Below are 25,780 nucleotides of genomic sequence, written 5' to 3'. Positions count from 1 at the left end.
CAGACTCAATAGATATATACATTTATTATCAAGAAGGATGCGTTATGCCAACCAAAAAAACCACAATTATCGATGGCGGCATGGGACGAGAATTAGCGAAGCGCGGCGCACCGTTTCGTCAACCTGAATGGTCAGCACTGGCGATGATAGAAGCGCCCGAAGTCGTTCGCGACGTACACCGCGCTTATATCAAAAGCGGCGCCGATGTTATCACCACCAACAGCTACGCTCTTGTGCCCTTTCATATTGGCGCAGAACGCTTTGCGCAGCAGGGGCAAGAGTTAGCCGCATCAGCAGGCGAAATGGCACGTGCAGCAGTTATCCTAGAAGGCACTACAACCCAAATAGCAGGGTCTATCCCGCCATTATTTGGCTCTTACCGTGCCGATTTGTTTGATGCTGACCATGTAGAAGACATTGGGGCTCCGCTTATAAATGGATTGAGCCCGTATGTAGATTTTTGGCTCGCTGAAACCCAAAGTCTGATCGCAGAATCTATCGCTGTTCGTGAATTACTAAGTACGCTAGACACGGATAATAAGCCAATTTGGATTGCTTTTACTTTAGAAGATAACATGGATATCGATGTACCACGCTTGCGTTCAGGAGAGACAGTAGCAGAAGCAGTTGCGGCAATGGCAGACCGCGACGTCGAAGCGATCCTGTTTAACTGCTGTCAGCCTGATGTTATCGATCAAGCATTAGATGTTGCCCAAAGCACGTTGCAAGATAAAAATGCGACCCATATTGAGCTTGGTGCCTATGCCAATGCCTTTCCGCCGCAACCGAAAAACGCCGCAGCAAATGATACGCTCAATCAGGTACGTGATGACCTAACGCCACCTGCCTATCTGCATTGGGCACAAAAATGGCAAGCACAAGGTGCCTCATTAATCGGAGGCTGCTGCGGTATTGGTCCTGAGCACATTCAGGAGTTGAGCAGCTACTTTTCGGGTACGCCTTCTGCATAGATACAACACCCCTTAAGCACAATGCTTAAGCACAATGCTATTGAGTATGACTCTCTACAATTCACAATATCTATAATATCGAAGCTGATTACCCTCACTGCCATCGCGGTTAGATCGATGGCAGTATAGATATTTTGGCTGATGACAAGACGTGCTCAAAGTGGCAAGTACCAGTATTTTAGCTTTCGATAAACAATACAATAATTATTCCGATATTTATCACTAACTGATACTGCCTGCCTGACAACCCTTTTACTCTTGCATCTCTCACAAACTCAACGCTATAACCTAGAACTTCAATACACCTTCCTCTACATAGCTTGATTCCCTATAGACCAACTTTTTATAGATCAATTTTCTATAGACCAACTTCCTGTTTTTCTATTTGACCAAACATCGACTGTCGTCCAGTCATATTACACAGACTTACACCGTTAATTCACCATAAACAATTATCGGCTAAATAGTTACCTAATTTTGTATTAGTATTCATTGATATTGATTGAGTCGTTGGAGATACACACCCCTACCTTTGCTACAAGCACATTATGTCTATAAAAGCCCTATTTCTATACATAACTTTCACCTGCTTCATATGCCTAAGGACTAGATATGACTGCCAAACCAGAAGCTTTGACAACAGCAATGCTCAGTTTTCAATTGATGACGCGGGCTGAGCCTCCAGAGCTAGTTATTGCCACTATCAAGTCTTTATTAGCAGTTAAAAACGTTCACGATGAAATACTTATTATCGATAACAACAATACAGAGTCGGCGCTATATGAGCCCTTAGCAGCATTTTGTAACGGCTTGGATGATGCGCTAAATGTTCATTTTTATCATGTCGATCATGTCGCAGGATTTAAGGCAGGGGCTTTGAACTTAGCACTGGGGTTGATGGATCCAAGATGTACTCATATTGTCGTTGTCGATAGTGATTATCAGGCATTACCACATGCTAGACATGCTATCGCGCAAGCTATCGCACAGCACCCTGACCATACGCTACTCCAGTTTCCGCAGTTCTATCGTAATGAGGGACAAGTAGATGCCCATAGCGAGTTAAATCATTACTTTAATCATCACTTATATCGCCCTTTTAATCGTACACGTGCTTTATCAACGGGTACGTACGCAGTGATTCGGCGTTCGGATCTTCTGACCATAGGTGGCTGGTCAGGGGCGTCTATTACTGAGGATGCTCAGATGGGCGTCCTCATGCATCAACAAGGGTTTCGCAGTCAGTTCATACCAGAGGTGATTGCCACAGGTCTACTGCCCAATACACTACATGATCTCATCTGTCAGCGACGACGCTGGATATATGGCAATATGCAAGTGCTTACTGATTATCTATCAACGCCACACTCTTCTCAATCAACACCTCTTTCTAAGTACAAAAGCATTGGTGACCATCTAGGATACATACGGGCTCATCTGTCTCAGCTGAGCGCTTGGGTAAATTTCACAGGATCTTTTATCCTTTTGCATGTTTGCTCTTTGTTTTTAATCGCCAATCTACTTTCGATGGGTAATTCTGATACAGCTATGATTGCCCCCTTATACCTAGTCTATGCAGGGTACGCGTTTTTTATTATCAGGCGTCTATGGGCATACTGCCGTGATCAGACGCCTTTGAATAAACAACTAGACCGCAGTCATCAACCACGCTTTGTAAAAGGCGTACGAGCCTGGCTGATGCACTTAAATTTTTGGGAGATTGGTGCATTGTCATGGCTACCTGTGTTGTGGGGTCAGAACAAACCGTTTGTCTGTACACCAAAGCACAAGGACGTCCGTAGCCGTTATTCATTACTTCTAAAGAACATCACAGCCTTACCAAAATTACTGCTGATCGTAAATATCATTACCGCAGTGGCTGTTGCCCCGTTCTCACCGCTTTACTCCCCTGTCTTATTCATATGTGCCATGCTGGTTTGTATTTTGAAGCTTGCAGCAGCCAGTGTAGCCATAAACAATTTTACTGATATCGCATCAGGCACGCCTAGTATGAATGAAACGCTCAAGTACACCTTGAGAACAGCGCATAATAGGAACAAAGTCGTAACCACTTCTTATATGTCAGCGTTATTCAAAGACAAAAAAACCATCGACTCATAGAGGTGGATTTTAAGCATTATTAGCTTGTTTTTTACTATATCAGCCTGTTTTTTATTGTTTGTATATTAGGGCTACTGTGTATCGTCTTACCGATAGCCAAAACGTTTATCATTATAAAGGTCTTAATAACATGACTCGGTCTTCAACCTCGCCATTACGCATCGCTATCATTGCGCACTCACTGTATCCTATTGCCCAGCCCTATGCGGGGGGTCTAGAGATGATCACCCAACTCATTTGTGATGAACTGGTGGCACAAGGGCATGACGTACTACTTTATGCGCACGAAGATAGCGAGACCAACGCAACGCTGGTACCATTATTGACTCGTCATGAATTTGATGACATGGTCTATGACAATGAGCACGAAGCAGTAGCTATGGATCGCGAGGAGATGTATCAGTATCTTGCTTATCAGATAGCCCTACGAGATATCATCGAACGTGACGAGCGCGGTGAGATCGATATCGTACACAACCATAGTTTGCATCACATCCCAATGATGACAGGTCAAGCGCTTGGCAAAAGGTTTTTCACCACTTTTCATACGCCTATCTTCCCGCAACTGCGGTTGGCACTGTTGACCCTTCGTGCTGGTACAACCACTCAATTTACAGCCGTGAGCAACCACCAACAGCGACTATTTTCTGAGTTTGTCCCCTCACACACCGTTTATAACGGTATCGACGTCGAGTCTTTTGTTGCCAATACTGAATCGAGTAAAAATAGTGATAAAGAAACCTATTTCTGGTATGGACGTATCTGCCCCGAAAAAGGCACTCACTTAGCCATGCAGTACTGCCTAGAAGCAGGAAAAAATCTCGTCATTGCAGGACCTAAAAGCAACGAAGCGTACTTCGATCAATATGTCGCTCCCTTATTATCTAAAGACAGTGAACGTGGCAATAACAAACTATTTAGCTACGTCGGTCACGCCACTAAAGACGAGATTAATCACTATTTGTGTCAAGCAACCGCCATGCTGTTCACCAGTACTTGGGACGAGCCTTATGGATTGATCTTGGCTGAGAGTTTAGCATGTGGTACGCCAGTCATTGGTTTTGATGTTGGCGCCAGTATCGAAATCATTACCCCAGATACCGGCATCATTGTACCTAAAGGCGATAAAGCTGCTTTTATTAGTGGCTTTTCTATGATTAAGCAAATATCACGTAAGGCTTGTCGCAAACGCGCATTGCAATTTTGTTCCGTGGCGGCTATGGTCGAAGGTTACTTGACACTTTATAAAGCAGCGCTAAAAAAAGATAATTCCATAAAAGATTATCCGAGCGCTGATAGTAGTGATCAAACCAGTAGCCATCAAATACAGTCTGATATGGTGCATGACTCTTTTGAGGTTTCTAATGATGACACTCATTCATCCGTTGCAACAGACCATGAGCTGGTCAGTATTGCAGGAGGAGCATAATGCGTATTGGTTATTATGCTCATCATCATGGCTCAGGGCACTGCCGACAAGCCGACAAACTCGCAGCGCTACTACCTGATGATGTCAGAGAACAACTGATAGTATTCACAAGCTTAGAAGCGGATACTTATCGCTTCACTTCGATCAATGAGCAGCAGATCATGCGGCTGTACCCAGAAGATGAGCGTCGTGATGACGTGCTAACAGGACGGGCTGGAGAATACTGGAAACCTGCAGGTCTGCACTACTCTCCTGTAGGTAATACTGATATTCAAAGACGCAGCCATCAAATACTCGATGCTATTCATCACTATGATATTGATCTCATGATTATTGATGTCAGTGCCGAAATCGCTATGCTATGCCGTGTGGCCAGTGTCCCTTATCTGTACGTTAGACTGCCAGGTATCCGCGATGATACTGCCCATCTAGAGACATTCGCGGGCGCGCTTGCCTTGCTGGCACCTTATCCTCAGAGCCTGGAATCCACCCATACTGCTGAGTGGGTCTGCGATAAGACGCTATATCTTGATTTTATCTATACACACAACACCCAGTCACACACTCGTGAAGACTTTATAGACATACTGACGCAGCTAGACACGAATAAGCATCTCTCTACAACGGTTCAATCTACCAAACCTGCATCAATATATGAGTCCGAGCCTACGATATCGGCCATACCTATAGCGACTATTCAGCCTATCGTCACGGTTATAAAAGGCTATGGTGGACATCAATCAATCGATGAAAAGTTGCCCGAACTTCGTGGACTGCTGCCTCAAGCACTGATTGTCTCTCTTGGTCCTATTGATGATGATAAACGAGGTTATGTCGATATCTCAGCGCAAGTAGATGACGTCACACCATTTATTAATCATAGCGATTATTTGATTATGGCATGCGGCTTGAATGCCGTGGCGCAGGCGTATCATTATGCAACCCCTCTTGTCGTTATACCTGATGACCGACCACATCAAGAACAAGTGGTCATGGCACAGGCATTACTCGCACAAGACAAGGCATTGAACTGGGAGCAGTTTAAAGCCTTGATGATAGCTCAACACGGTAAATCTGAATATTCTGATCCTATTAGCCAAGCATTGAGCCAAACATCAGAAAAACAATATAGGGAACCAGTGAGTAATGATGACATAGATGAGACTCGTACATTGATGGCTGCTCAAGTTTTTATGAACAGTCTATATGCTTATCCTAGTACAAAACTCTGGTTTGAGAATTGGCTACTTACTAATATTCGGTTAAAGCCTGAATCAACCACTGAGTACTAATGCATCAAACACAATAAGTAATATAATAGCGAGACGAGCATACACAATGACCACTATTAATAATGCCAGCATAGCACCAATAACTGTCATCACGACTTGCTATGGTCGTAACCGCCACCTTTATAACTTGCTCAGCAGTCTAGAGAACAGTAGCATAAAACCAGCTGAAGTCATCATCGTCAATGATGATGCCGATTGTGACCGACTTGCTGAGTTTTCATTGAATATCATAAAGTTACCGACTACTATTCAATCATCTACGAATGATAACTGCGATACACAGACTGCAGCGTTTGATATCGGTCACAATCGCAATCTTGGGGCGCAGCATGCTATTCATGACACCCTGATATTCTTAGATGTCGATTGTATCGTCGTCCCTACATTTATTGAGCACATGTATCACAAGCTCATGCAACATCCCGATGCGCTACTGATGGGACAACCACGCTATCTTACCCGACCTTTGTCAGATGTAGAGAGTGTACAATTACAAAGCAATCACTTGTCTCTTTCTTTTCTAAATGAGTTGTCTGTTTATAACCCTTATCGGTATAACTTCGATGAGGCAGACTCAATTCCTACCGAAACTGGGATAACAGCGATCAAGAGAACTGATGATTACGGGGCGTTTTGGAGCTTATGTTTTGCTATTAAAAAACAGACTTTCGACGATATTGGTGGCTTTGATACTCAATATACAGGCTACGGAGCAGAGGACACAGATTTTGCCTTTAGCGCGCGTCAGTTGAATATTGATTTTTACCTTACTGCCGATGTGATCTATCATCAGCAGCATAGTGTGTATCGACCGCCCCTCAATCACTTAGATAGTATCATTATCAATGCCGATCGTTTTTATCAAAAATGGCAGTGTTGGCCCATGGCAGGATGGCTGTCACAATTTGCTGACATGGGGCTGATTGATTGGGCAGAAGAACAGTCTTCACCCATAGCTGTGAGACGGCAGCCTAGCGACGATGAAGTAAAGCATGCCCACTGTCCAAATGCGCCTTATGTTTAACTGTAACCGACACGCTCGGTGATAACGATCTTAGTATCGATGGATAGATACCCTAGGCGGTAATGCGCTCATCTCCTGACGTTCAAACGCCCAGTTGTGACCGTGCCAAAAATGAGCCGTTTTATCATTGTTGTTAAAGCCGATTAAGAGTAGCTCTAACGGTAGCTCTGTTTTTTGGGTATGATGCACATACTCTCGAGCTGCTAGCATCAATCGATATAACAAAAAACCTGACGAAGGTGCTGACGAATGAATATCTACAAAATATGGATAGTCAGCAACAACTGCATGACGTTCTGATAGCACGCTACAATAAGTAGGGCTCATCAACAACTCTTGCATTGGCAAAGGAACATTCAAAACGCGATGAGTGACAATAGGGTCATCGTCAGGGTTTGGGTCGTCAGTCAGCGATGGAAACGGATAAGATTGATTGCTCGTCAATATACCTAACGGGGCTGTTTTTGCCATTTGCTCCATCATGGAGAGGTTATTGCTTCTAGGCGGTAAGCCAAAATGCAGTTTGCTATCGCCAATTTGCCGAAAAAATAAGAGCTTAGGTAATAAACTTATTGCCTGATGGTTGGCAAAGAAATCAGCGTGGATAAAATGGTTAAATAGCACTAGGACATCATCAGGTTGTAACAATCTCTCAAGCTGCGCTGTCGTGATTGCAGGATTGTTTGCAATTACGACAACTCGCTTGGATTGTTCTAGTGCTGTTTGTATGACGACTGGTAGCGTTAAAAAAGCCTCTTTCACCTTATCTGTGGTGCTGGATATATATTTATTTTTATCCGATATCGATACGCTGCGTTGGTGCATTGGGGTATTTATATTAGACATAGTAGCCTTATTTGATATAGCGTTTTATATACTACTCTACTCTCACTGTAATTTTTCATGGATCGATTTGGCACCCATACTAAGTAGGAAAAACAACCACCTCATCACCTTCCTGCCATGGTTGAAACTTAGTCATAGCTTGGACAAATAATGGATGCTCAAGCCAATGTTGTAGCCACCGCTGTAAGTTTGGATAGGGCAAATTATAGAAAACCTCACGATCCACATGGGCAAACTGACGCACAAAAGGCATGATACCGATGTCTGCAATGGTTGGACTATCTCCTAATAAATAGATATTATCAGTCAACAAGCTCTCTAAGACTTGTAAAAACACTTCTCCCTTCTCTCGGTACTCGGACTGAGTCATCTCAGGGTGACGATCGGCATATTTGTACCGATCAAGCCACTGTTTAAACTCATTATCGTTTTGTGCTATCAGTGCATTAGCCTCAGATGAAACCTTTTCGTCGAGCAGCCCCTGAGGATCGTTTTGCTCAAGCGCCCACGTCATGATCTCTGCACTCTCTTCAATGACGGATCCATCTAAAAGCTGTAACACAGGGACCGTGCCTTTTGGACTAATCGCTAGCATTTTCTCTGGTTTGTTCTTTAGCGTGATTTCTCGTAGCTCTACGGACAGCTCGGCGAATATTAGACCAAGACGAGCGCGCATAGCATAGGGGCAACGGCGAAAGGTGTATAGGCGTGGCAGTGAAGCATTCATAGTTATTTCCATAATAAACAACGGGTTATATTTCGCTGACTTTTTATTGTATGAGTTTATAGACTCTATTTTACAGCAAAGGTAGTACTGTCTTTACCTCTAGTTATAACTGTTCTTGACTATAAGTAAGATAGATTTTGAGTAATCTTATCAAATTATAATATCTCTGTAGGCACATATCAAAAAACGCCCCCATTTGGGAGCGCTTTCTTTGTTATTTACTAGTGGCTAATGATTCTTAAATCACATTGTCATCTATAGAAGTTTGTACATATAGCTTGGCAGAGTTAGCACCATCTTGATATAAGTCATAACCCACTTGATCAGATGTAGCTGATTTAGTCATGCCCGATATATTAACCGTGTCTGTACTATCGCCTTTGATGAATAGCTCATTGTTATTATCAGTGATACTAACCACATCACTCAGTCCCAAGCTCAGGGTTTGAGAGGTGTCATTGGTCATATCGATAGTCTCAAAATTAACGACTTGAGTCATATCATTACCAGCAACAACATTGAGATCATTAATTAACAACGTATCATTATCTTGAATATTGGCTGAGCTTTCGCCTTCGCCTCCATCAACGACAAGATCGTTCCTGTCAAATACTACAGTATCGCTACCACTACCACCGAACAACGAGTCTATACCGCTCAAACCAATTAGAGTATCGTCTCCATCGCCACCTTCTATCACTTCAGCTTGGTTAGTTCCTACTAAGTAATCATTATCGGCAGTAGTGCGCGATGGAATACTGTTAATTGAGTCTGGGCTTTGAGGCGCTGCGTACTCATTGTAGTTTAGCGTTACCGTTGAGCTGGCTGTGTCACCATCAGAGTCCTGATATTCGAACGAGAATACATCAATGTCGTCTGCATTGGGATTCACGATATCAGCGATATTGTCTGCTGCATTAAATGTATAGCTCCCATCGGCATAACCAATAAACACACCATAATCAGTTTGGAACTCATAATTAGTTGCATCGCTGTCAGTATTAATGGTGGTAATTGTGCCATCACTATCTGTTGTCGATACACCAGACCAAACAATACCAGTTCCAGTCGAGTTAAGGTAGTTAACTGTATCAGCACCAACTGCAACTTTTCCTTCAACGACAATATTATTACTTAACTTTGGTAGCGGATTTAGCGGCGTTAACTTGCCAATAACATCATAAGTATTTTCTTGACCTTCTTCACTATTGACCACGAAAGTACCTGCGTCATCCAATGCAGGGTTATAGTCAGAACCATCTAACACGAGATCCGTATCAACGATGCCATCATTATTTGTATCAACTCTATCTATGACTCCGTCACCATCAGTGTCCTCAGCACGCTGACCTGTAGTACTATACACAATATAGTCAAGTCTGCCATCACCATTAATATCGACAGCATCATTTATGTTATCACCGTCAAAATCAATACCATCTGAAACTAAGTCTCTATCAGCATCAATATAAGCAATATCGTTATTGCCAAGAATAGTATATCTATAACCATCTGGTGTATTACGTGTATATTCTGCATCTCCTCTATCACCCAAAATACCATTACCATTTAAGTCATAGTAGAAAGTGCCATTCGCGGCTTGATCAATAAACCCACCTATTGAGTTCCCGACTGCAGAATATATTGACTCATCGACTCTACCATCACCGTCATTATCAACACCATCATAGCCTTGATATATTTTCAGGAAATCTTTGTTTTTATCGGAGTCAATACTGGAATCTGTATCTTGATTGGCAAGTGTGATATCAAGTTGATACTGTTGACCAGCGATATCAATAATTTTCGAAGCATTTGGTATCACAATAAAATCGCTCTGTACAAAAACATCTGAGTAAGTGTCAGTGTCCAACCCAAAGGTAGCAGTCGTGAAGCTATTAATTGTTTCATTGTGTTTTAATAAGTAATCGACATTTACCGGCTCAGAGTTACCATTTACATCCATTGTGAAATCAATGTTTAGCGTTGTCTCAATTAAAACACCACCATTTCCAAATACACCAAAGTTGATATGTGAGAAGTCACCCAAATCAAGATCGGTTTCGAACTTAATCTCTTCACCAGCACCTTGATAGTCAAGATCTTCACGAGTTGTATAACCAGCAGGAGGTGTCTCTTCTCCATTTTGATTAGCTGGTACACCCCAATAAATAGCTTCGTCGAGCGTATCTACGTAAGTATTACCATCTGCCGCCTGATATGTGGCATCTAGTTCAGCAAACAATTCACCAACTGTACCGCCATAATCTCTAGATGAGACAGTATTACCAGGGTTTGCAGATGACGGATTATTAGCAATCAAATAACCAGAAGTTGTTGGCTCAGTAAACAATGAGTCAGTAAAGCCCGTTTGTAAACCACTAATAGTAATAGTCTCTTGCTGTACATCAATATTCCACACCACAGGTTGAGACGCTGGAGAGTCATCTTCAATGATAGCTAACAGCTCATCAGATTGTACTAATGACTCAATAGCCGACGCATTTTCGAACACCTCAACACCGAAGTTGATAGACAATATACCTTCTACATCATCACCTTGCGTATGATCTACAGGAGCGGCCAATGTAACATCATAACCAAATTGATAACCGTCAGTAATGACTTCTTTATTACCATTTAGGCTTATGGTCAGGACATTCTGTATTTGGGTGACGTTATTACTGTCTATGTATTCATATTCACCAATGATATTTCCTGTGGCTGAATCAATTCTAAAAATAACAGGGTTACCTTGGCTCATAATATTGTTGCCAGTTGTTGGCAATGTAAATCCAACCACGGCATCTGCTAAGTCTGTATCGGTGTCGGTTACTCTAATCCAATTATCAACCGTATCAGATGCAGAGTCAGTGGTATCTAATGTTGAGTTTGGATCGCTATCTGGATTGCCACCTTCTAGCCCCTCTTCAGAAACACGACCAGGAGTCGCAACTTCAGTTCTAGTAGGTTGATCATAGTCGATGGTGACGGTAGCGGGATCAGAGGTGAGGTTCGTACTATCAGATACGGTATAACTAATAGGTGTTGGGTTACCTACAAATCTTTCTTCTGGCTCAAATGTAATGACACCTGTAGTTTCATTAACGCTCCACTTACCCTCATTCGCTACAACAACCGATTTACCATCAGTGGCAATGATGCTTCCAACTGGGGCCTGGGTAATAATGACGGTTGCTGGGTCAATGTCATTTTCAGGGTCGGTGTCGTTACTTAATACATCAAGAGTCACATCAGAACCAAATGTTTGGTCTAACTTTTTATCATCTACCGCTACTGGGGCATCATTCACCGGCTCAACCGTGATGTCTAAGGTGGTGCTGTCAGTGTTGCCCTCAGGGTCGGTCACTGTATAGCTCACTTGGGGCACGGTGCCGTTGAAGTTAGGCGCTGGATCAAAGGTGTAACTGCCATCTGCGCTTAGGGTCAAGTCACCAATTGCATCACCATTGTCATCAGTGATGGTTGTTGCAACACCCAGCTCTAAAGCAACTTGGTCGCCACTGCCATTAACGTCTACGGTGGCTGAATCTACAGTTAGGGTGTTGTTACCGTCACCATCAGTATCGTTAGTAAGGACATTGCCGGTTAAGTCAGTGTCCTCAGGCGTGCTTTCAACTTCAGGGCTCGCGACCGGTATATCTTCTACTGGCGTTACAGTGATGTCTAAGGTGGTGCTGTCAGTGTTGCCCTCAGGGTCGGTCACTGTATAGCTCACTTGGGGCACGGTGCCGTTGAAGTTAGGCGCTGGATCAAAGGTGTAACTGCCATCTGCGCTTAGGGTCAAGTCACCAATTGCATCACCATTGTCATCAGTGATGGTTGTTGCAACACCCAGCTCTAAAGCAACTTGGTCGCCACTGCCATTAACGTCTACGGTGGCTGAATCTACAGTTAGGGTGTTGTTACCGTCACCATCAGTATCGTTAGTAAGGACATTGCCGGTTAAGTCAGTGTCCTCAGGCGTGCTTTCAACTTCAGGGCTCGCGACCGGTATATCTTCTACTGGCGTTACAGTGATGTCTAAGGTGGTGCTGTCAGTGTTGCCCTCAGGGTCGGTCACTGTATAGCTCACTTGGGGCACGGTGCCGTTGAAGTTAGGCGCTGGATCAAAGGTGTAACTGCCATCTGCGCTTAGGGTCAAGTCACCAATTGCATCACCATTGTCATCAGTGATGGTTGTTGCAACACCCAGCTCTAAAGCAACTTGGTCGCCACTGCCATTAACGTCTACGGTGGCTGAATCTACAGTTAGGGTGTTGTTACCGTCACCATCAGTATCGTTAGTAAGGACATTGCCGGTTAAGTCAGTGTCCTCAGGCGTGCTTTCAACTTCAGGGCTCGCGACTGGTATATCTTCTACTGGCGTTACAGTGATGTCTAAGGTGGTGCTGTCAGTGTTGCCCTCAGGGTCGGTCACTGTATAGCTCACTTGGGGCACGGTGCCGTTGAAGTTAGGCGCTGGATCAAAGGTGTAACTGCCATCTGCGCTTAGGGTCAAGTCACCAATTGCATCACCATTGTCATCAGTGATGGTTGTTGCAACACCCAGCTCTAAAGCAACTTGGTCGCCACTGCCATTAACGTCTACGGTGGCTGAATCTACAGTTAGGGTGTTGTTACCGTCACCATCAGTATCGTTAGTAAGGACATTGCCGGTTAAGTCAGTGTCCTCAGGCGTGCTTTCAACTTCAGGGCTCGCGACCGGTATATCTTCTACTGGCGTTACAGTGATGTCTAAGGTGGTGCTGTCAGTGTTGCCCTCAGGGTCGGTCACTGTATAGCTCACTTGGGGCACGGTGCCGTTGAAGTTAGGCGCTGGATCAAAGGTGTAACTGCCATCTGCGCTTAGGGTCAAGTCACCAATTGCATCACCATTGTCATCAGTGATGGTTGTTGCAACACCCAGCTCTAAAGCAACTTGGTCGCCACTGCCATTAACGTCTACGGTGGCTGAATCTACAGTTAGGGTGTTGTTACCGTCACTGTATAGCTCACTTGGGGCACGGTGCCGTTGAAGTTAGGCGCTGGATCAAAGGTGTAACTGCCATCTGCGCTTAGGGTCAAGTCACCAATTGCATCACCATTGTCATCAGTGATGGTTGTTGCAACACCCAGCTCTAAAGCAACTTGGTCGCCACTGCCATTAACGTCTACGGTGGCTGAATCTACAGTTAGGGTGTTGTTACCGTCACCATCAGTATCGTTAGTAAGGACATTGCCGGTTAAGTCAGTGTCCTCAGGCGTGCTTTCAACTTCAGGGCTCGCGACTGGTATATCTTCTACTGGCGTTACAGTGATGTCTAAGGTGGTGCTGTCAGTGTTGCCCTCAGGGTCGGTCACTGTATAGCTCACTTGGGGCACGGTGCCGTTGAAGTTAGGCGCTGGATCAAAGGTGTAACTGCCATCTGCGCTTAGGGTCAAGTCACCAATTGCATCACCATTGTCATCAGTGATGGTTGTTGCAACACCCAGCTCTAAAGCAACTTGGTCGCCACTGCCATTAACGTCTACGGTGGCTGAATCTACAGTTAGGGTGTTGTTACCGTCACCATCAGTATCGTTAGTAAGGACATTGCCGGTTAAGTCAGTGTCCTCAGGCGTGCTTTCAACTTCAGGGCTCGCGACCGGTATATCTTCTACTGGCGTTACAGTGATGTCTAAGGTGGTGCTGTCAGTGTTGCCCTCAGGGTCGGTCACTGTATAGCTCACTTGGGGCACGGTGCCGTTGAAGTTAGGCGCTGGATCAAAGGTGTAACTGCCATCTGCGCTTAGGGTCAAGTCACCAATTGCATCACCATTGTCATCAGTGATGGTTGTTGCAACACCCAGCTCTAAAGCAACTTGGTCGCCACTGCCATTAACGTCTACGGTGGCTGAATCTACAGTTAGGGTGTTGTTACCGTCACCATCAGTATCGTTAGTAAGGACATTGCCGGTTAAGTCAGTGTCCTCAGGCGTGCTTTCAACTTCAGGGCTCGCGACCGGTATATCTTCTACTGGCGTTACAGTGATGTCTAAGGTGGTGCTGTCAGTGTTGCCCTCAGGGTCAGTCACTGTATAGCTCACTTGGGGCACGGTGCCGTTGAAGTTAGGCGCTGGATCAAAGGTGTAACTGCCATCTGCGCTTAGGGTCAAGTCACCAATTGCATCACCATTGTCATCAGTGATGGTTGTTGCAACACCCAGCTCTAAAGCAACTTGGTCGCCACTGCCATTAACGTCTACGGTGGCTGAATCTACAGTTAGGGTGTTGTTACCGTCACCATCAGTATCGTTAGTAAGGACATTGCCGGTTAAGTCAGTGTCCTCAGGCGTGCTTTCAACTTCAGGGCTCGCGACTGGTATATCTTCTACTGGCGTTACAGTGATGTCTAAGGTGGTGCTGTCAGTGTTGCCCTCAGGGTCGGTCACTGTATAGCTCACTTGGGGCACGGTGCCGTTGAAGTTAGGCGCTGGATCAAAGGTGTAACTGCCATCTGCGCTTAGGGTCAAGTCACCAATTGCATCACCATTGTCATCAGTGATGGTTGTTGCAACACCCAGCTCTAAAGCAACTTGGTCGCCACTGCCATTAACGTCTACGGTGGCTGAATCTACAGTTAGGGTGTTGTTACCGTCACCATCAGTATCGTTAGTAAGGACATTGCCGGTTAAGTCAGTGTCCTCAGGCGTGCTTTCAACTTCAGGGCTCGCGACCGGTATATCTTCTACTGGCGTTACAGTGATGTCTAAGGTGGTGCTGTCAGTGTTGCCCTCAGGGTCGGTCACTGTATAGCTCACTTGGGGCACGGTGCCGTTGAAGTTAGGCGCTGGATCAAAGGTGTAACTGCCATCTGCGCTTAGGGTCAAGTCACCAATTGCATCACCATTGTCATCAGTGATGGTTGTTGCAACACCCAGCTCTAAAGCAACTTGGTCGCCACTGCCATTAACGTCTACGGTGGCTGAATCTACAGTTAGGGTGTTGTTACCGTCACCATCAGTATCGTTAGTAAGGACATTGCCGGTTAAGTCAGTGTCCTCAGGCGTGCTTTCAACTTCAGGGCTCGCGACTGGTATATCTTCTACTGGCGTTACAGTGATGTCTAAGGTGGTGCTGTCAGTGTTGCCCTCAGGGTCGGTCACTGTATAGCTCACTTGGGGCACGGTGCCGTTGAAGTTAGGCGCTGGATCAAAGGTGTAACTGCCATCTGCGCTTAGGGTCAAGTCACCAATTGCATCACCATTGTCATCAGTGATGGTTGTTGCAACACCCAGCTCTAAAGCAACTTGGTCGCCACTGCCATTAACGTCTACGGTGGCTGAATCTACAGTTAGGGTGTTGTTACCGTCACCATCAATATCGTTAGTAAGGACATTGCCGGTTAAGTCAGTGTCCTCAGGCGTGCTTTCAACTTCAGGGCTCGCGACCGGTATATCTTCTACTGGCGTTACAGTGATGTCTAAGGTGGTGCTGTCAGTGTTGCCCTCAGGGTCGGTCACTGTATAGCTCACTTGGGGCACGGTGCCGTTGAAGTTAGGCGCTGGATCAAAGGTGTAACTGCCATCTGCGCTTAGGGTCAAGTCACCAATTGCATCACCATTGTCATCAGTGATGGTTGTTGCAACACCCAGCTCTAAAGCAACTTGGTCGCCACTGCCATTAACGTCTACGGTGGCTGAATCTACAGTTAGGGTGTTGTTACCGTCACCATCAGTATCGTTAGTAAGGACATTGCCGGTTAAGTCAGTCACCAATTGCATCACCATTGTCATCAGTGATGGTTGTTGCAACACCCAAGTCACCAATTGCATCACCATTGTCATCAGTGATGGTTGTTGCAACACCCAGCTCTAAAGCAACTTGGTCGCCACTGCCATTAACGTCTACGGTGGCTGAATCTACAGTTAGGGTGTTGTTACCGTCACCATCAGTATCGTTAGTAAGGACATTGCCGGTTAAGTCAGTGTCCTCAGGCGTGCTTTCAACTTCAGGGCTCGCGACCGGTATATCTTCTACTGGCGTTACAGTGATGTCTAAGGTGGTGCTGTCAGTGTTGCCCTCAGGGTCGGTCACTGTATAGCTCACTTGGGGCACGGTGCCGTTGAAGTTAGGCGCTGGATCAAAGGTGTAACTGCCATCTGCGCTTAGGGTCAAGTCACCAATTGCATCACCATTGTCATCAGTGATGGTTGTTGCAACACCCAGCTCTAAAGCAACTTGGTCGCCACTGCCATTAACGTCTACGGTGGCTGAATCTACAGTTAGGGGTGTTGTTACCGTCACCATCAGTATCGTTAGTAAGGACATTGCCGGTTAAGTCAGTGTCCTCAGGCGTGCTTTCAACTTCAGGGCTCGCGACCGGTATATCTTCTACTGGCGTTACAGTGATGTCTAAGGTGGTGCTGTCAGTGTTGCCCTCAGGGTCGGTCACTGTATAGCTCACTTGGGGCACGGTGCCGTTGAAGTTAGGCGCTGGATCAAAGGTGTAACTGCCATCTGCGCTTAGGGTCAAGTCACCAATTGCATCACCATTGTCATCAGTGATGGTTGTTGCAACACCCAGCTCTAAAGCAACTTGGTCGCCACTGCCATTAACGTCTACGGTGGCTGAATCTACAGTTAGGGTGTTGTTACCGTCACCATCAGTATCGTTAGTAAGGACATTGCCGGTTAAGTCAGTGTCCTCAGGCGTGCTTTCAACTTCAGGGCTCGCGACTGGTATATCTTCTACTGGCGTTACAGTGATGTCTAAGGTGGTGCTGTCAGTGTTGCCCTCAGGGTCGGTCACTGTATAGCTCACTTGGGGCACGGTGCCGTTGAAGTTAGGCGCTGGATCAAAGGTGTAACTGCCATCTGCGCTTAGGGTCAAGTCACCAATTGCATCACCATTGTCATCAGTGATGGTTGTTGCAACACCCAGCTCTAAAGCAACTTGGTCGCCACTGCCATTAACGTCTACGGTGGCTGAATCTACAGTTAGGGTGTTGTTACCGTCACCATCAGTATCGTTAGTAAGGACATTGCCGGTTAAGTCAGTGTCCTCAGGCGTGCTTTCAACTTCAGGGCTCGCGACCGGTATATCTTCTACTGGCGTTACAGTGATGTCTAAGGTGGTGCTGTCAGTGTTGCCCTCAGGGTCGGTCACTGTATAGCTCACTTGGGGCACGGTGCCGTTGAAGTTAGGCGCTGGATCAAAGGTGTAACTGCCATCTGCGCTTAGGGTCAAGTCACCAATTGCATCACCATTGTCATCAGTGATGGTTGTTGCAACACCCAGCTCTAAAGCAACTTGGTCGCCACTGCCATTAACGTCTACGGTGGCTGAATCTACAGTTAGGGTGTTGTTACCGTCACCATCAGTATCGTTAGTAAGGACATTGCCGGTTAAGTCAGTGTCCTCAGGCGTGCTTTCAACTTCAGGGCTCGCGACCGGTATATCTTCTACTGGCGTTACAGTGATGTCTAAGGTGGTGCTGTCAGTGTTGCCCTCAGGGTCGGTCACTGTATAGCTCACTTGGGGCACGGTGCCGTTGAAGTTAGGCGCTGGATCAAAGGTGTAACTGCCATCTGCGCTTAGGGTCAAGTCACCAATTGCATCACCATTGTCATCAGTGATGGTTGTTGCAACACCCAGCTCTAAAGCAACTTGGTCGCCACTGCCATTAACGTCTACGGTGGCTGAATCTACAGTTAGGGTGTTGTTACCGTCACCATCAGTATCGTTAGTAAGGACATTGCCGGTTAAGTCAGTGTCCTCAGGCGTGCTTTCAACTTCAGGGCTCGCGACCGGTATATCTTCTACTGGCGTTACAGTGATGTCTAAGGTGGTGCTGTCAGTGTTGCCCTCAGGGTCGGTCACTGTATAGCTCACTTGGGGCACGGTGCCGTTGAAGTTAGGCGCTGGATCAAGGTGTAACTGCCATCTGCGCTTAGGGTCAAGTCACCAATTGCATCACCATTGTCATCAGTGATGGTTGTTGCAACACCCAGCTCTAAAGCAACTTGGTCGCCACTGCCATTAACGTCTACGGTGGCTGAATCTACAGTTAGGGTGTTGTTACCGTCACCATCAGTATCGTTAGTAAGGACATTGCCGGTTAAGTCAGTGTCCTCAGGCGTGCTTTCAACTTCAGGGCTCGCGACCGGTATATCTTCTACTGGCGTTACAGTGATGTCTAAGGTGGTGCTGTCAGTGTTGCCCTCAGGGTCGGTCACTGTATAGCTCACTTGGGGCACGGTGCCGTTGAAGTTAGGCGCTGGATCAAAGGTGTAACTGCCATCTGCGCTTAGGGTCAAGTCACCAATTGCATCACCATTGTCATCAGTGATGGTTGTTGCAACACCCAGCTCTAAAGCAACTTGGTCGCCACTGCCATTAACGTCTACGGTGGCTGAATCTACAGTTAGGGTGTTGTTACCGTCACCATCAGTATCGTTAGTAAGGACATTGCCGGTTAAGTCAGTGTCCTCAGGCGTGCTTTCAACTTCAGGGCTCGCGACGGTATATCTTCTACTGGCGTTACAGTGATGTCTAAGGTGGTGCTGTCAGTGTTGCCCTCAGGGTCGGTCACTGTATAGCTCACTTGGGGCACGGTGCCGTTGAAGTTAGGCGCTGGATCAAAGGTGTAACTGCCATCTGCGCTTAGGGTCAAGTCACCAATTGCATCACCATTGTCATCAGTGATGGTTGTTGCAACACCCAGCTCTAAAGCAACTTGGTCGCCACTGCCATTAACGTCTACGGTGGCTGAATCTACAGTTAGGGTGTTGTTACCGTCACCATCAGTATCGTTAGTAAGGACATTGCCGGTTAAGTCAGTGTCCTCAGGCGTGCTTTCAACTTCAGGGCTCGCGACCGGTATATCTTCTACTGGCGTTACAGTGATGTCTAAGGTGGTGCTGTCAGTGTTGCCCTCAGGGTCGGTCACTGTATAGCTCACTTGGGGCACGGTGCCGTTGAAGTTAGGCGCTGGATCAAAGGTGTAACTGCCATCTGCGCTTAGGGTCAAGTCACCAATTGCATCACCATTGTCATCAGTGATGGTTGTTGCAACACCCAGCTCTAAAGCAACTTGGTCGCCACTGCCATTAACGTCTACGGTGGCTGAATCTACAGTTAGGGTGTTGTTACCGTCACCATCAGTATCGTTAGTAAGGACATTGCCGGTTAAGTCAGTGTCCTCAGGCGTGCTTTCAACTTCAGGGCTCGCGACCGGTATATCTTCTACTGGCGTTACAGTGATGTCTAAGGTGGTGCTGTCAGTGTTGCCCTCAGGGTCGGTCACTGTATAGCTCACTTGGGGCACGGTGCCGTTGAAGTTAGGCGCTGGATCAAAGGTGTAACTGCCATCTGCGCTTAGGGTCAAGTCACCAATTGCATCACCATTGTCATCAGTGATGGTTGTTGCAACACCCAGCTCTAAAGCAACTTGGTCGCCACTGCCATTAACGTCTACGGTGGCTGATTGTACGATCAATAGACCACCCTCAGGCGTGCTTTCAACTTCAGGGCCGCGACCGTATATCTTCTACTGGCGTTACAGTGTCTAAGGTGGTGCTGTCAGTGTTGCCCTCAGGGTCGGTCACTGTATATCTTGGGGCACGGTGCCGTTGAAGTTAGGCGCTGGATCACTGCCATCTGCGCTTAGGGTCAAGTCACCAATTGCATCACCATTGTCATCAGTGATGGTTGTTAGCTCTAAAGCAACTTGGTCGCCACTGCCATTAATTGCCACTGGGGCGGTTTGTGGGTAGTCGATGGTGACCGTGGCTTCGTTCGATACCAAACCGTTGATGTCTTCAACGCTATAGCTGATTGGGGTTGGGTCTGCGGTAAAGCCATCTTCTGGGGTAAAGCTGATTGCCCCAGTGTCTGCATCCACACTGTATAGCTCACTTGGGGCACGGTGCCGTTGAAGTTAGGCGCTGGATCAAAGGTGTAACTGCCATCTGCGCTTAGGGTCAAGTCACCAATTGCATCACCATTGTCATCAGTGATGGTTGTTGCAACACCCAGCTCTAAAGCAACTTGGTCGCCACTGCCATTAACGTCTACGGTGGCTGAATCTACAGTTAGGGTGTTGTTCAGGGCTCGCGACTGGTATATCTTCTACTGGCGTTACAGTGATGTCTAAGGTGGTGCTGTCAGTGTTGCCCTCAGGGTCGGTCACTGTATAGCTCACTTGGGGCACGGTGCCGTTGAAGTTAGGCGCTGGATCAAAGGTGTAACTGCCATCTGCGCTTAGGGTCAAGTCACCAATTGCATCACCATTGTCATCAGTGATGGTTGTTGCAACACCCAGCTCTAAAGCAACTTGGTCGCCACTGCCATTAACGTCTACGGTGGCTGAATCTACAGTTAGGGTGTTGTTACCGTCACCATCAGTATCGTTAGTAAGGACATTGCCGGTTAAGTCAGTGTCCTCAGGCGTGCTTTCAACTTCAGGGCTCGCGACCGGTATATCTTCTACTGGCGTTACAGTGATGTCTAAGGTGGTGCTGTCAGTGTTGCCCTCAGGGTCGGTCACTGTATAGCTCACTTGGGGCACGGTGCCGTTGAAGTTAGGCGCTGGATCAAAGGTGTAACTGCCATCTGCGCTTAGGGTCAAGTCACCAATTGCATCACCATTGTCATCAGTGATGGTTGTTGCAACACCCAGCTCTAAAGCAACTTGGTCGCCACTGCCATTAACGTCTACGGTGGCTGATTGTACGATCAATAGACCACCCTCCGCGTCAGTGTCATTGGTCAATACGTTATCTATTAAAGTGACATCTTCATTAATACTCTCTACTTCTGGAATTGCCACTGGGGCGGTTTGTGGGTAGTCGATGGTGACCGTGGCTTCGTTCGATACCAAACCGTTGATGTCTTCAACGCTATAGCTGATTGGGGTTGGGTCTGCGGTAAAGCCATCTTCTGGGGTAAAGCTGATTGCCCCAGTGTCTGCATCCACATTCCAGCTGCCTTCGCCATCTACCACGACTGATTTGCCATCAGCGGCAATGGTGCCACCGGCTGGTGATTGGGTGATGATGACGGTGGTTGGGTCAAGATCTTCTTCAGCATCGGTGTCGTTGGCCACCACGTCTACCACGACAGTCTCACCAGAGTCACCAGTGTCTGCATCGTTCTGTGCCACTGGGGCGGTTTGTGGGTAGTCGATGGTGATGGTAGCTGGGTCAGACTTTAAGTTGGTGCTGTCCACTACGATGTAGTCTACAGGTGTTGGATCACCTGTATAACCGTCCTCTGGTGTAAAGGTCACAGCGCCTGAGGTAGGATCAACGACCCATTCTCCTTCGCCTGTGACCGTCAACGTAGTTACTTCATCACCATTGTCTGGGTCAATTAGCTTGACGGTCGTTGGGTCGATATCGCCCTCAAGGTCGGTGGCGTTATCTAGCACATTGATGACGACTGGCTGACCAACACTGCCTGTTTGAATCTCATCTTCAACGTTTGGCGCCGTTGGTGGGTAGTCGACGGTTATAGTGGCTTGATTGGATTTGTTGCCAGTCAAGTCAGACACTATATATGCCACTGGAGTTGGATCAGCAGTAAAGCCCGCCTCTGGGGTAAAGGTCACAGCGCCTGAGGTAGGATCAACGACCCATTCCCCTTCGCCTGTGACCGTCAACGTTGTTACTTCATCACCGTTGTCTGGGTCAATTAGCTTGACGGTCGTTGGGTCAAGGTCACCCTCAGCATCGCTATCGTTATTCAAGATGTCGACAGTCACAGGGGCATTCAAAGGACCGACGCCTACGTCATTCTGTGCCACTGGGGCGGTTTGTGGGTAGTCGATGGTGACCGTGGCTTCGTTCGATACCAAACCGTTGATGTCTTCAACGCTATAGCTGATTGGGGTTGGGTCTGCGGTAAAGCCATCTTCTGGGGTAAAGCTGATTGCCCCAGTATCTGCATCCACATTCCAGCTGCCTTCGCCATCTACCACGACTGATTTGCCATCAGCGGCAATGATGCCACCGGCTGGTGATTGGGTGATGATGACGGTGGTTGGGTCAAGATATTCTTCAGCATCGGTGTCGTTGGCCACCACGTCTACCACGACAGTCTCACCAGAGTCACCAGTGTCTGCATCATTCTGTGCCACTGGGGCGGTTTGTGGGTAGTCGATGGTGACCGTGGCTTCGTTCGATACCAAACCGTTGATGTCTTCAACGCTATAGCTGATTGGGGTTGGGTCTGCGGTAAAGCCATCTTCTGGGGTAAAGCTGATTGCCCCAGTGTCTGCATCCACATTCCAGCTGCCTTCGCCATCTACCACGACTGATTTGCCATCAGCGGCAATGGTGCCACCGGCTGGTGATTGGGTGATGATGACGGTGGTTGGGTCAAGATCTTCTTCAGCATCGGTGTCGTTGGCCACCACGTCTACCACGACAGTCTCACCAGAGTCACCAGTGTCTGCATCGTTCTGTGCCACTGGGGCGGTTTGTGGGTAGTCGATGGTGACCGTGGCTTCGTTCGATACCAAACCGTTGATGTCTTCAACGCTATAGCTGATTGGGGTTGGGTCTGCGGTAAAGCCATCTTCTGGGGTAAAGCTGATTGCCCCAGTGTCTGCATCCACATTCCAGCTGCCTTCGCCATCTACCACGACTGATTTGCCATCAGCGGCAATGATGCCACCGGCTGGTGATTGGGTGATGATGACGGTGGTTGGGTCAAGATCTTCTTCAGCATCGGTGTCGTTGGCCACCACGTCTACCACGACAGTCTCACCAGAGTCACCAGTGTCTGCATCGTTCTGTGCCACTGGGGCGGTTTGTGGGTAGTCGATGGTGATGGTAGCTGGGTCAGACTTTAAGTTGGTGCTGTCCACTACGATGTAGTCTACAGGTGTTGGATCACCTGTATAACCGTCCTCTGGTGTAAAGGTCACAGCGCCTGAGGTAGGATCAACGACCCATTCTCCTTCGCCTGTGACCGTCAACGTAGTTACTTCATCACCATTGTCTGGGTCAATTAGCTTGACGGTCGTTGGGTCGATATCGCCCTCAAGGTCGGTGGCGTTATCTAGCACATTGATGACGACTGGCTGACCAACACTGCCTGTTTGAATCTCATCTTCAACGTTTGGCGCCGTTGGTGGGTAGTCGACGGTTATAGTGGCTTGATTGGATTTGTTGCCAGTCAAGTCAGACACTATATATGCCACTGGAGTTGGATCAGCAGTAAAGCCCGCCTCTGGGGTAAAAGTGACTGCTCCTGTTTCTGGATTCACGCTCCACGTGCCTTCACCCGGTACAGTTAGACTGGTGACTTCAAGTCCAGTGTTTGGATTGATTAGTTTGACACTAGTTGGGTCAATATCGCCCTCAAGGTCGGTGGCGTTATCTAGCACATTGATGACGACTGGCTGACCAACACTGCCTGTTTGAATCTCATCTTCAACGTTTGGCGCCGTTGGTGGGTAGTCGACGGTTATAGTGGCTTGATTGGATTTGTTGCCAGTCAAGTCAGACACTATATATGCCACTGGAGTTGGATCAGCAGTAAAGCCCGCCTCTGGGGTAAAAGTGACTGCTCCTGTTTCTGGATTCACGCTCCATGTGCCTTCACCCGGTACGGTTAGACTGGTGACTTCAAGTCCAGTGTTTAGATTGATTAGTTTGACACTAGTTGGGTCAATATCGCCCTCAAGGTCGATAGCACTACTTAACAAAGTAATAGTAACCGACTGCCCCAAACTACCAGCTATAACTTCATTTTCTACCAATGGCGGCGTATTATCTTCAATGAGGGTGTCATCTCGACTGTTGCTACTTGTACTCGCTAATAGTCCGGCAATTCCCAATCCAGCAGCAGCAGGTATCCACCAAGGGATGACAGCTGCATAGACTTCCCCGCCCAATGCTTGCCCTTCCACGTCACCCACTTCTAATTGAGTAACATAATCATAGGTTTCACCAGTATCTGGAATATAGTAGTAATACTCACCATCTTCAGCAATACCTAGTAGAGCACTATCTGCACTGTCGTAAAAACCTTCAACAATAAGATCGCTCTCTTCGCCTTCTTTTTCAAATGAGACATGGAGGTCGTTCTTAATACGTTTAGTAATAATATGGTTAGGAGCACGGTTTATGGCATTGTCATGAAACTCGTAATTCACTCTTTCTGAGGCTTGAATAACTGTAGGTATGCCATCTTTTGTGACGACTTCTATCTGGCTTACAGTCTCAGTAGTATTATTAGTTTTTACGATGATAGTATTCATTGGTTACCCTTTTTTAAATGCTTTGTTGCCGCTTGAAATACTTTTATGATGCGGCTTTATTTATAATATAAATATACTTGTATCAATTACCCACGCGTTCTTCGACCACAGCGACAACACGGCGGTTAAGCTGACGGCCAGCAGCTGTATCGTTGGTAGCTCTAGGCTGTAGTTCACCATAACCGATAGCATTTAGACGTTCAGGATCGATACCAAACTGAGTAATCAATACTTCTTTTACGGCATCTACGCGTCGTTGTGATAGTGATTGATTATAGCGTTCGCTTGCCCGACTATCGGTATGCCCCTCGATAGTAACCATAGTGTTTGGGTATTGAGCCATGAATTCTGCGACTTCAGATATTTTAGAATAGTATTCAGGCTGTACTACAGATTTGTCCGTTTCAAACAGCACTTCAAGTTCGATGGTCACTTTTTCAGCTAATACTGGTACTACTGGCAAAGCCTCAGGTATCGGCGTTATAACTGCTGTTGGTACTGCGCAGTTGGGTACCACTCGGCTAATTTGATGAGTTTGATAACGTTTGGTTTCTAGTAATGGTAAAGCACTATCACTCGTTATTTGTTCCAGTGTGCTTTTGCCAAAAGCATCCATGTCAACATAGAAAAAGTATGTTTGTCCACCATCAAGTTTATAGTCTGTCTTATCTGCCAACAAATCATTGTCTTTAAAACCAGTAGCATGAGCACTTAACTGATTGCTACCAACGCAAGAGTTAACGGCCGTATAATTGCCAGGGTGCAAGCTCACCTGATATCTATTATTGACAGAAATATTGGCACTGGTTTGTTCTAGGTCATCATCACTTTTACGAATAAACACCAGTCTCGTTTCATTAGCATTGACTTCTTTTGCTAGCACATCACGAAAATCCATGTCGACTTGATTATTCCACATGACGTTATTCACTCTACGACTGTCACCTTCATTATCAATACCACTGTTGCCTGTGACAGCACAGCCAGAAACACCAAGTAGAATAGTAGGTAAAACAATAGTAGCCATAGCTTTCTTTAGTACTTTTTCCATGATGATTTCCTGATTAATAATTTTTGGGTAGGTATTTAAGTCTTACTTTAACTTCAGTTGTTGCA

Annotated in this window: 15 protein-coding genes and 2 pseudogenes; 5 read left to right on the top strand and 12 right to left on the bottom strand. The window is 46.6% G+C overall.

Annotation, left to right across the window (positions count from 1 at the left end):
- Nucleotides 1-44 precede the first annotated feature (44 nt).
- From AC5JPY_RS01010 to AC5JPY_RS00990, 5 genes are all read left to right on the top strand, one after another.
- On the top strand, nucleotides 45-971 hold the full coding sequence (locus tag AC5JPY_RS01010; protein WP_493851795.1) for a homocysteine S-methyltransferase family protein: 927 nt from the start codon (nucleotides 45-47) through the stop codon (nucleotides 969-971).
- A 612-nt stretch (nucleotides 972-1,583) separates the two neighbouring features.
- Entirely contained in the window at nucleotides 1,584-3,092 is a 1,509-nt protein-coding gene (locus tag AC5JPY_RS01005; protein WP_493851794.1) for a glycosyltransferase family 2 protein, read from the top strand.
- Nucleotides 3,093-3,222: 130 nt separating this feature from the next.
- Nucleotides 3,223-4,521 carry a glycosyltransferase gene (locus AC5JPY_RS01000; RefSeq protein ID WP_493851793.1) on the top strand — a complete coding sequence of 433 codons (1,299 nt, stop codon included), beginning with the start codon at nucleotides 3,223-3,225 and terminating at the stop codon, nucleotides 4,519-4,521.
- On the top strand, nucleotides 4,521-5,813 hold the full coding sequence (locus tag AC5JPY_RS00995) for a hypothetical protein (RefSeq protein WP_493851792.1): 1,293 nt from the start codon (nucleotides 4,521-4,523) through the stop codon (nucleotides 5,811-5,813). Before AC5JPY_RS01000 ends, AC5JPY_RS00995 begins: the two co-directional genes overlap by 1 nt.
- Nucleotides 5,814-5,859: 46 nt before the next feature.
- Nucleotides 5,860-6,837, top strand: coding sequence for a glycosyltransferase family 2 protein (locus AC5JPY_RS00990; protein WP_493851791.1), 978 nt, complete (start codon nucleotides 5,860-5,862; stop codon nucleotides 6,835-6,837).
- A gap of 30 nt (nucleotides 6,838-6,867) precedes the next feature.
- On the opposite strand, the gene AC5JPY_RS00985 is transcribed toward AC5JPY_RS00990, so the two are convergent.
- The 12 genes and pseudogenes from AC5JPY_RS00985 to AC5JPY_RS00930 form a co-directional block, all read right to left on the bottom strand.
- Nucleotides 6,868-7,683: a hypothetical protein gene (locus AC5JPY_RS00985; protein ID WP_319051859.1), complete on the bottom strand. Its 816-nt coding sequence runs from the start codon at nucleotides 7,681-7,683 to the stop codon at nucleotides 6,868-6,870.
- A gap of 79 nt (nucleotides 7,684-7,762) precedes the next feature.
- Complete coding sequence (locus AC5JPY_RS00980; RefSeq protein ID WP_493851790.1) at nucleotides 7,763-8,410, bottom strand: glutathione S-transferase; 648 nt, start codon at nucleotides 8,408-8,410, stop codon at nucleotides 7,763-7,765.
- 238 nt (nucleotides 8,411-8,648) lie between these two features.
- Nucleotides 8,649-13,340: a cadherin-like domain-containing protein gene (locus AC5JPY_RS00975; protein WP_493852712.1), complete on the bottom strand. Its 4,692-nt coding sequence runs from the start codon at nucleotides 13,338-13,340 to the stop codon at nucleotides 8,649-8,651.
- Nucleotides 13,341-13,396: 56 nt separating this feature from the next.
- Nucleotides 13,397-16,228 (bottom strand): beta strand repeat-containing protein, encoded by a 2,832-nt coding sequence (locus tag AC5JPY_RS00970; protein ID WP_493851789.1) that lies wholly within the window; start codon nucleotides 16,226-16,228, stop codon nucleotides 13,397-13,399.
- A complete protein-coding gene (locus tag AC5JPY_RS00965; RefSeq protein WP_493851788.1) occupies nucleotides 16,161-16,700 on the bottom strand; it encodes a cadherin-like domain-containing protein in 540 nt (179 codons plus the stop codon). Before AC5JPY_RS00965 ends, AC5JPY_RS00970 begins: the two co-directional genes overlap by 68 nt.
- Nucleotides 16,651-18,276 (bottom strand): tandem-95 repeat protein, encoded by a 1,626-nt coding sequence (locus AC5JPY_RS00960; RefSeq protein WP_493852711.1) that lies wholly within the window; start codon nucleotides 18,274-18,276, stop codon nucleotides 16,651-16,653. Before AC5JPY_RS00960 ends, AC5JPY_RS00965 begins: the two co-directional genes overlap by 50 nt.
- Before the next feature lie 8 nt (nucleotides 18,277-18,284).
- A pseudogene (locus tag AC5JPY_RS00955) lies at nucleotides 18,285-18,857 on the bottom strand (Ig-like domain-containing protein); the annotation flags it as partial.
- 14 nt (nucleotides 18,858-18,871) lie between these two features.
- Nucleotides 18,872-19,894 (bottom strand): tandem-95 repeat protein, encoded by a 1,023-nt coding sequence (locus tag AC5JPY_RS00950; protein WP_493851787.1) that lies wholly within the window; start codon nucleotides 19,892-19,894, stop codon nucleotides 18,872-18,874.
- A 105-nt stretch (nucleotides 19,895-19,999) separates the two neighbouring features.
- Complete coding sequence (locus AC5JPY_RS00945) at nucleotides 20,000-20,299, bottom strand: hypothetical protein (protein ID WP_493851786.1); 300 nt, start codon at nucleotides 20,297-20,299, stop codon at nucleotides 20,000-20,002.
- A 59-nt stretch (nucleotides 20,300-20,358) separates the two neighbouring features.
- Nucleotides 20,359-20,433 (bottom strand): annotated as a pseudogene (locus AC5JPY_RS00940) (hypothetical protein); the annotation flags it as partial.
- 28 nt (nucleotides 20,434-20,461) lie between these two features.
- A complete protein-coding gene (locus tag AC5JPY_RS00935) occupies nucleotides 20,462-24,664 on the bottom strand; it encodes a cadherin-like domain-containing protein (RefSeq protein WP_493851785.1) in 4,203 nt (1,400 codons plus the stop codon).
- A gap of 82 nt (nucleotides 24,665-24,746) precedes the next feature.
- A complete protein-coding gene (locus AC5JPY_RS00930; RefSeq protein WP_319052366.1) occupies nucleotides 24,747-25,715 on the bottom strand; it encodes an OmpA family protein in 969 nt (322 codons plus the stop codon).
- Between the last annotated feature and the right edge of the window lie 65 nt (nucleotides 25,716-25,780).

It is taken from the genome of Psychrobacter sp. H27 (assembly GCF_059072655.1).
The sequence above is the reverse complement of the archived record's forward strand: the minus strand, read 5'-3'. Positions and strand labels throughout refer to the sequence as shown.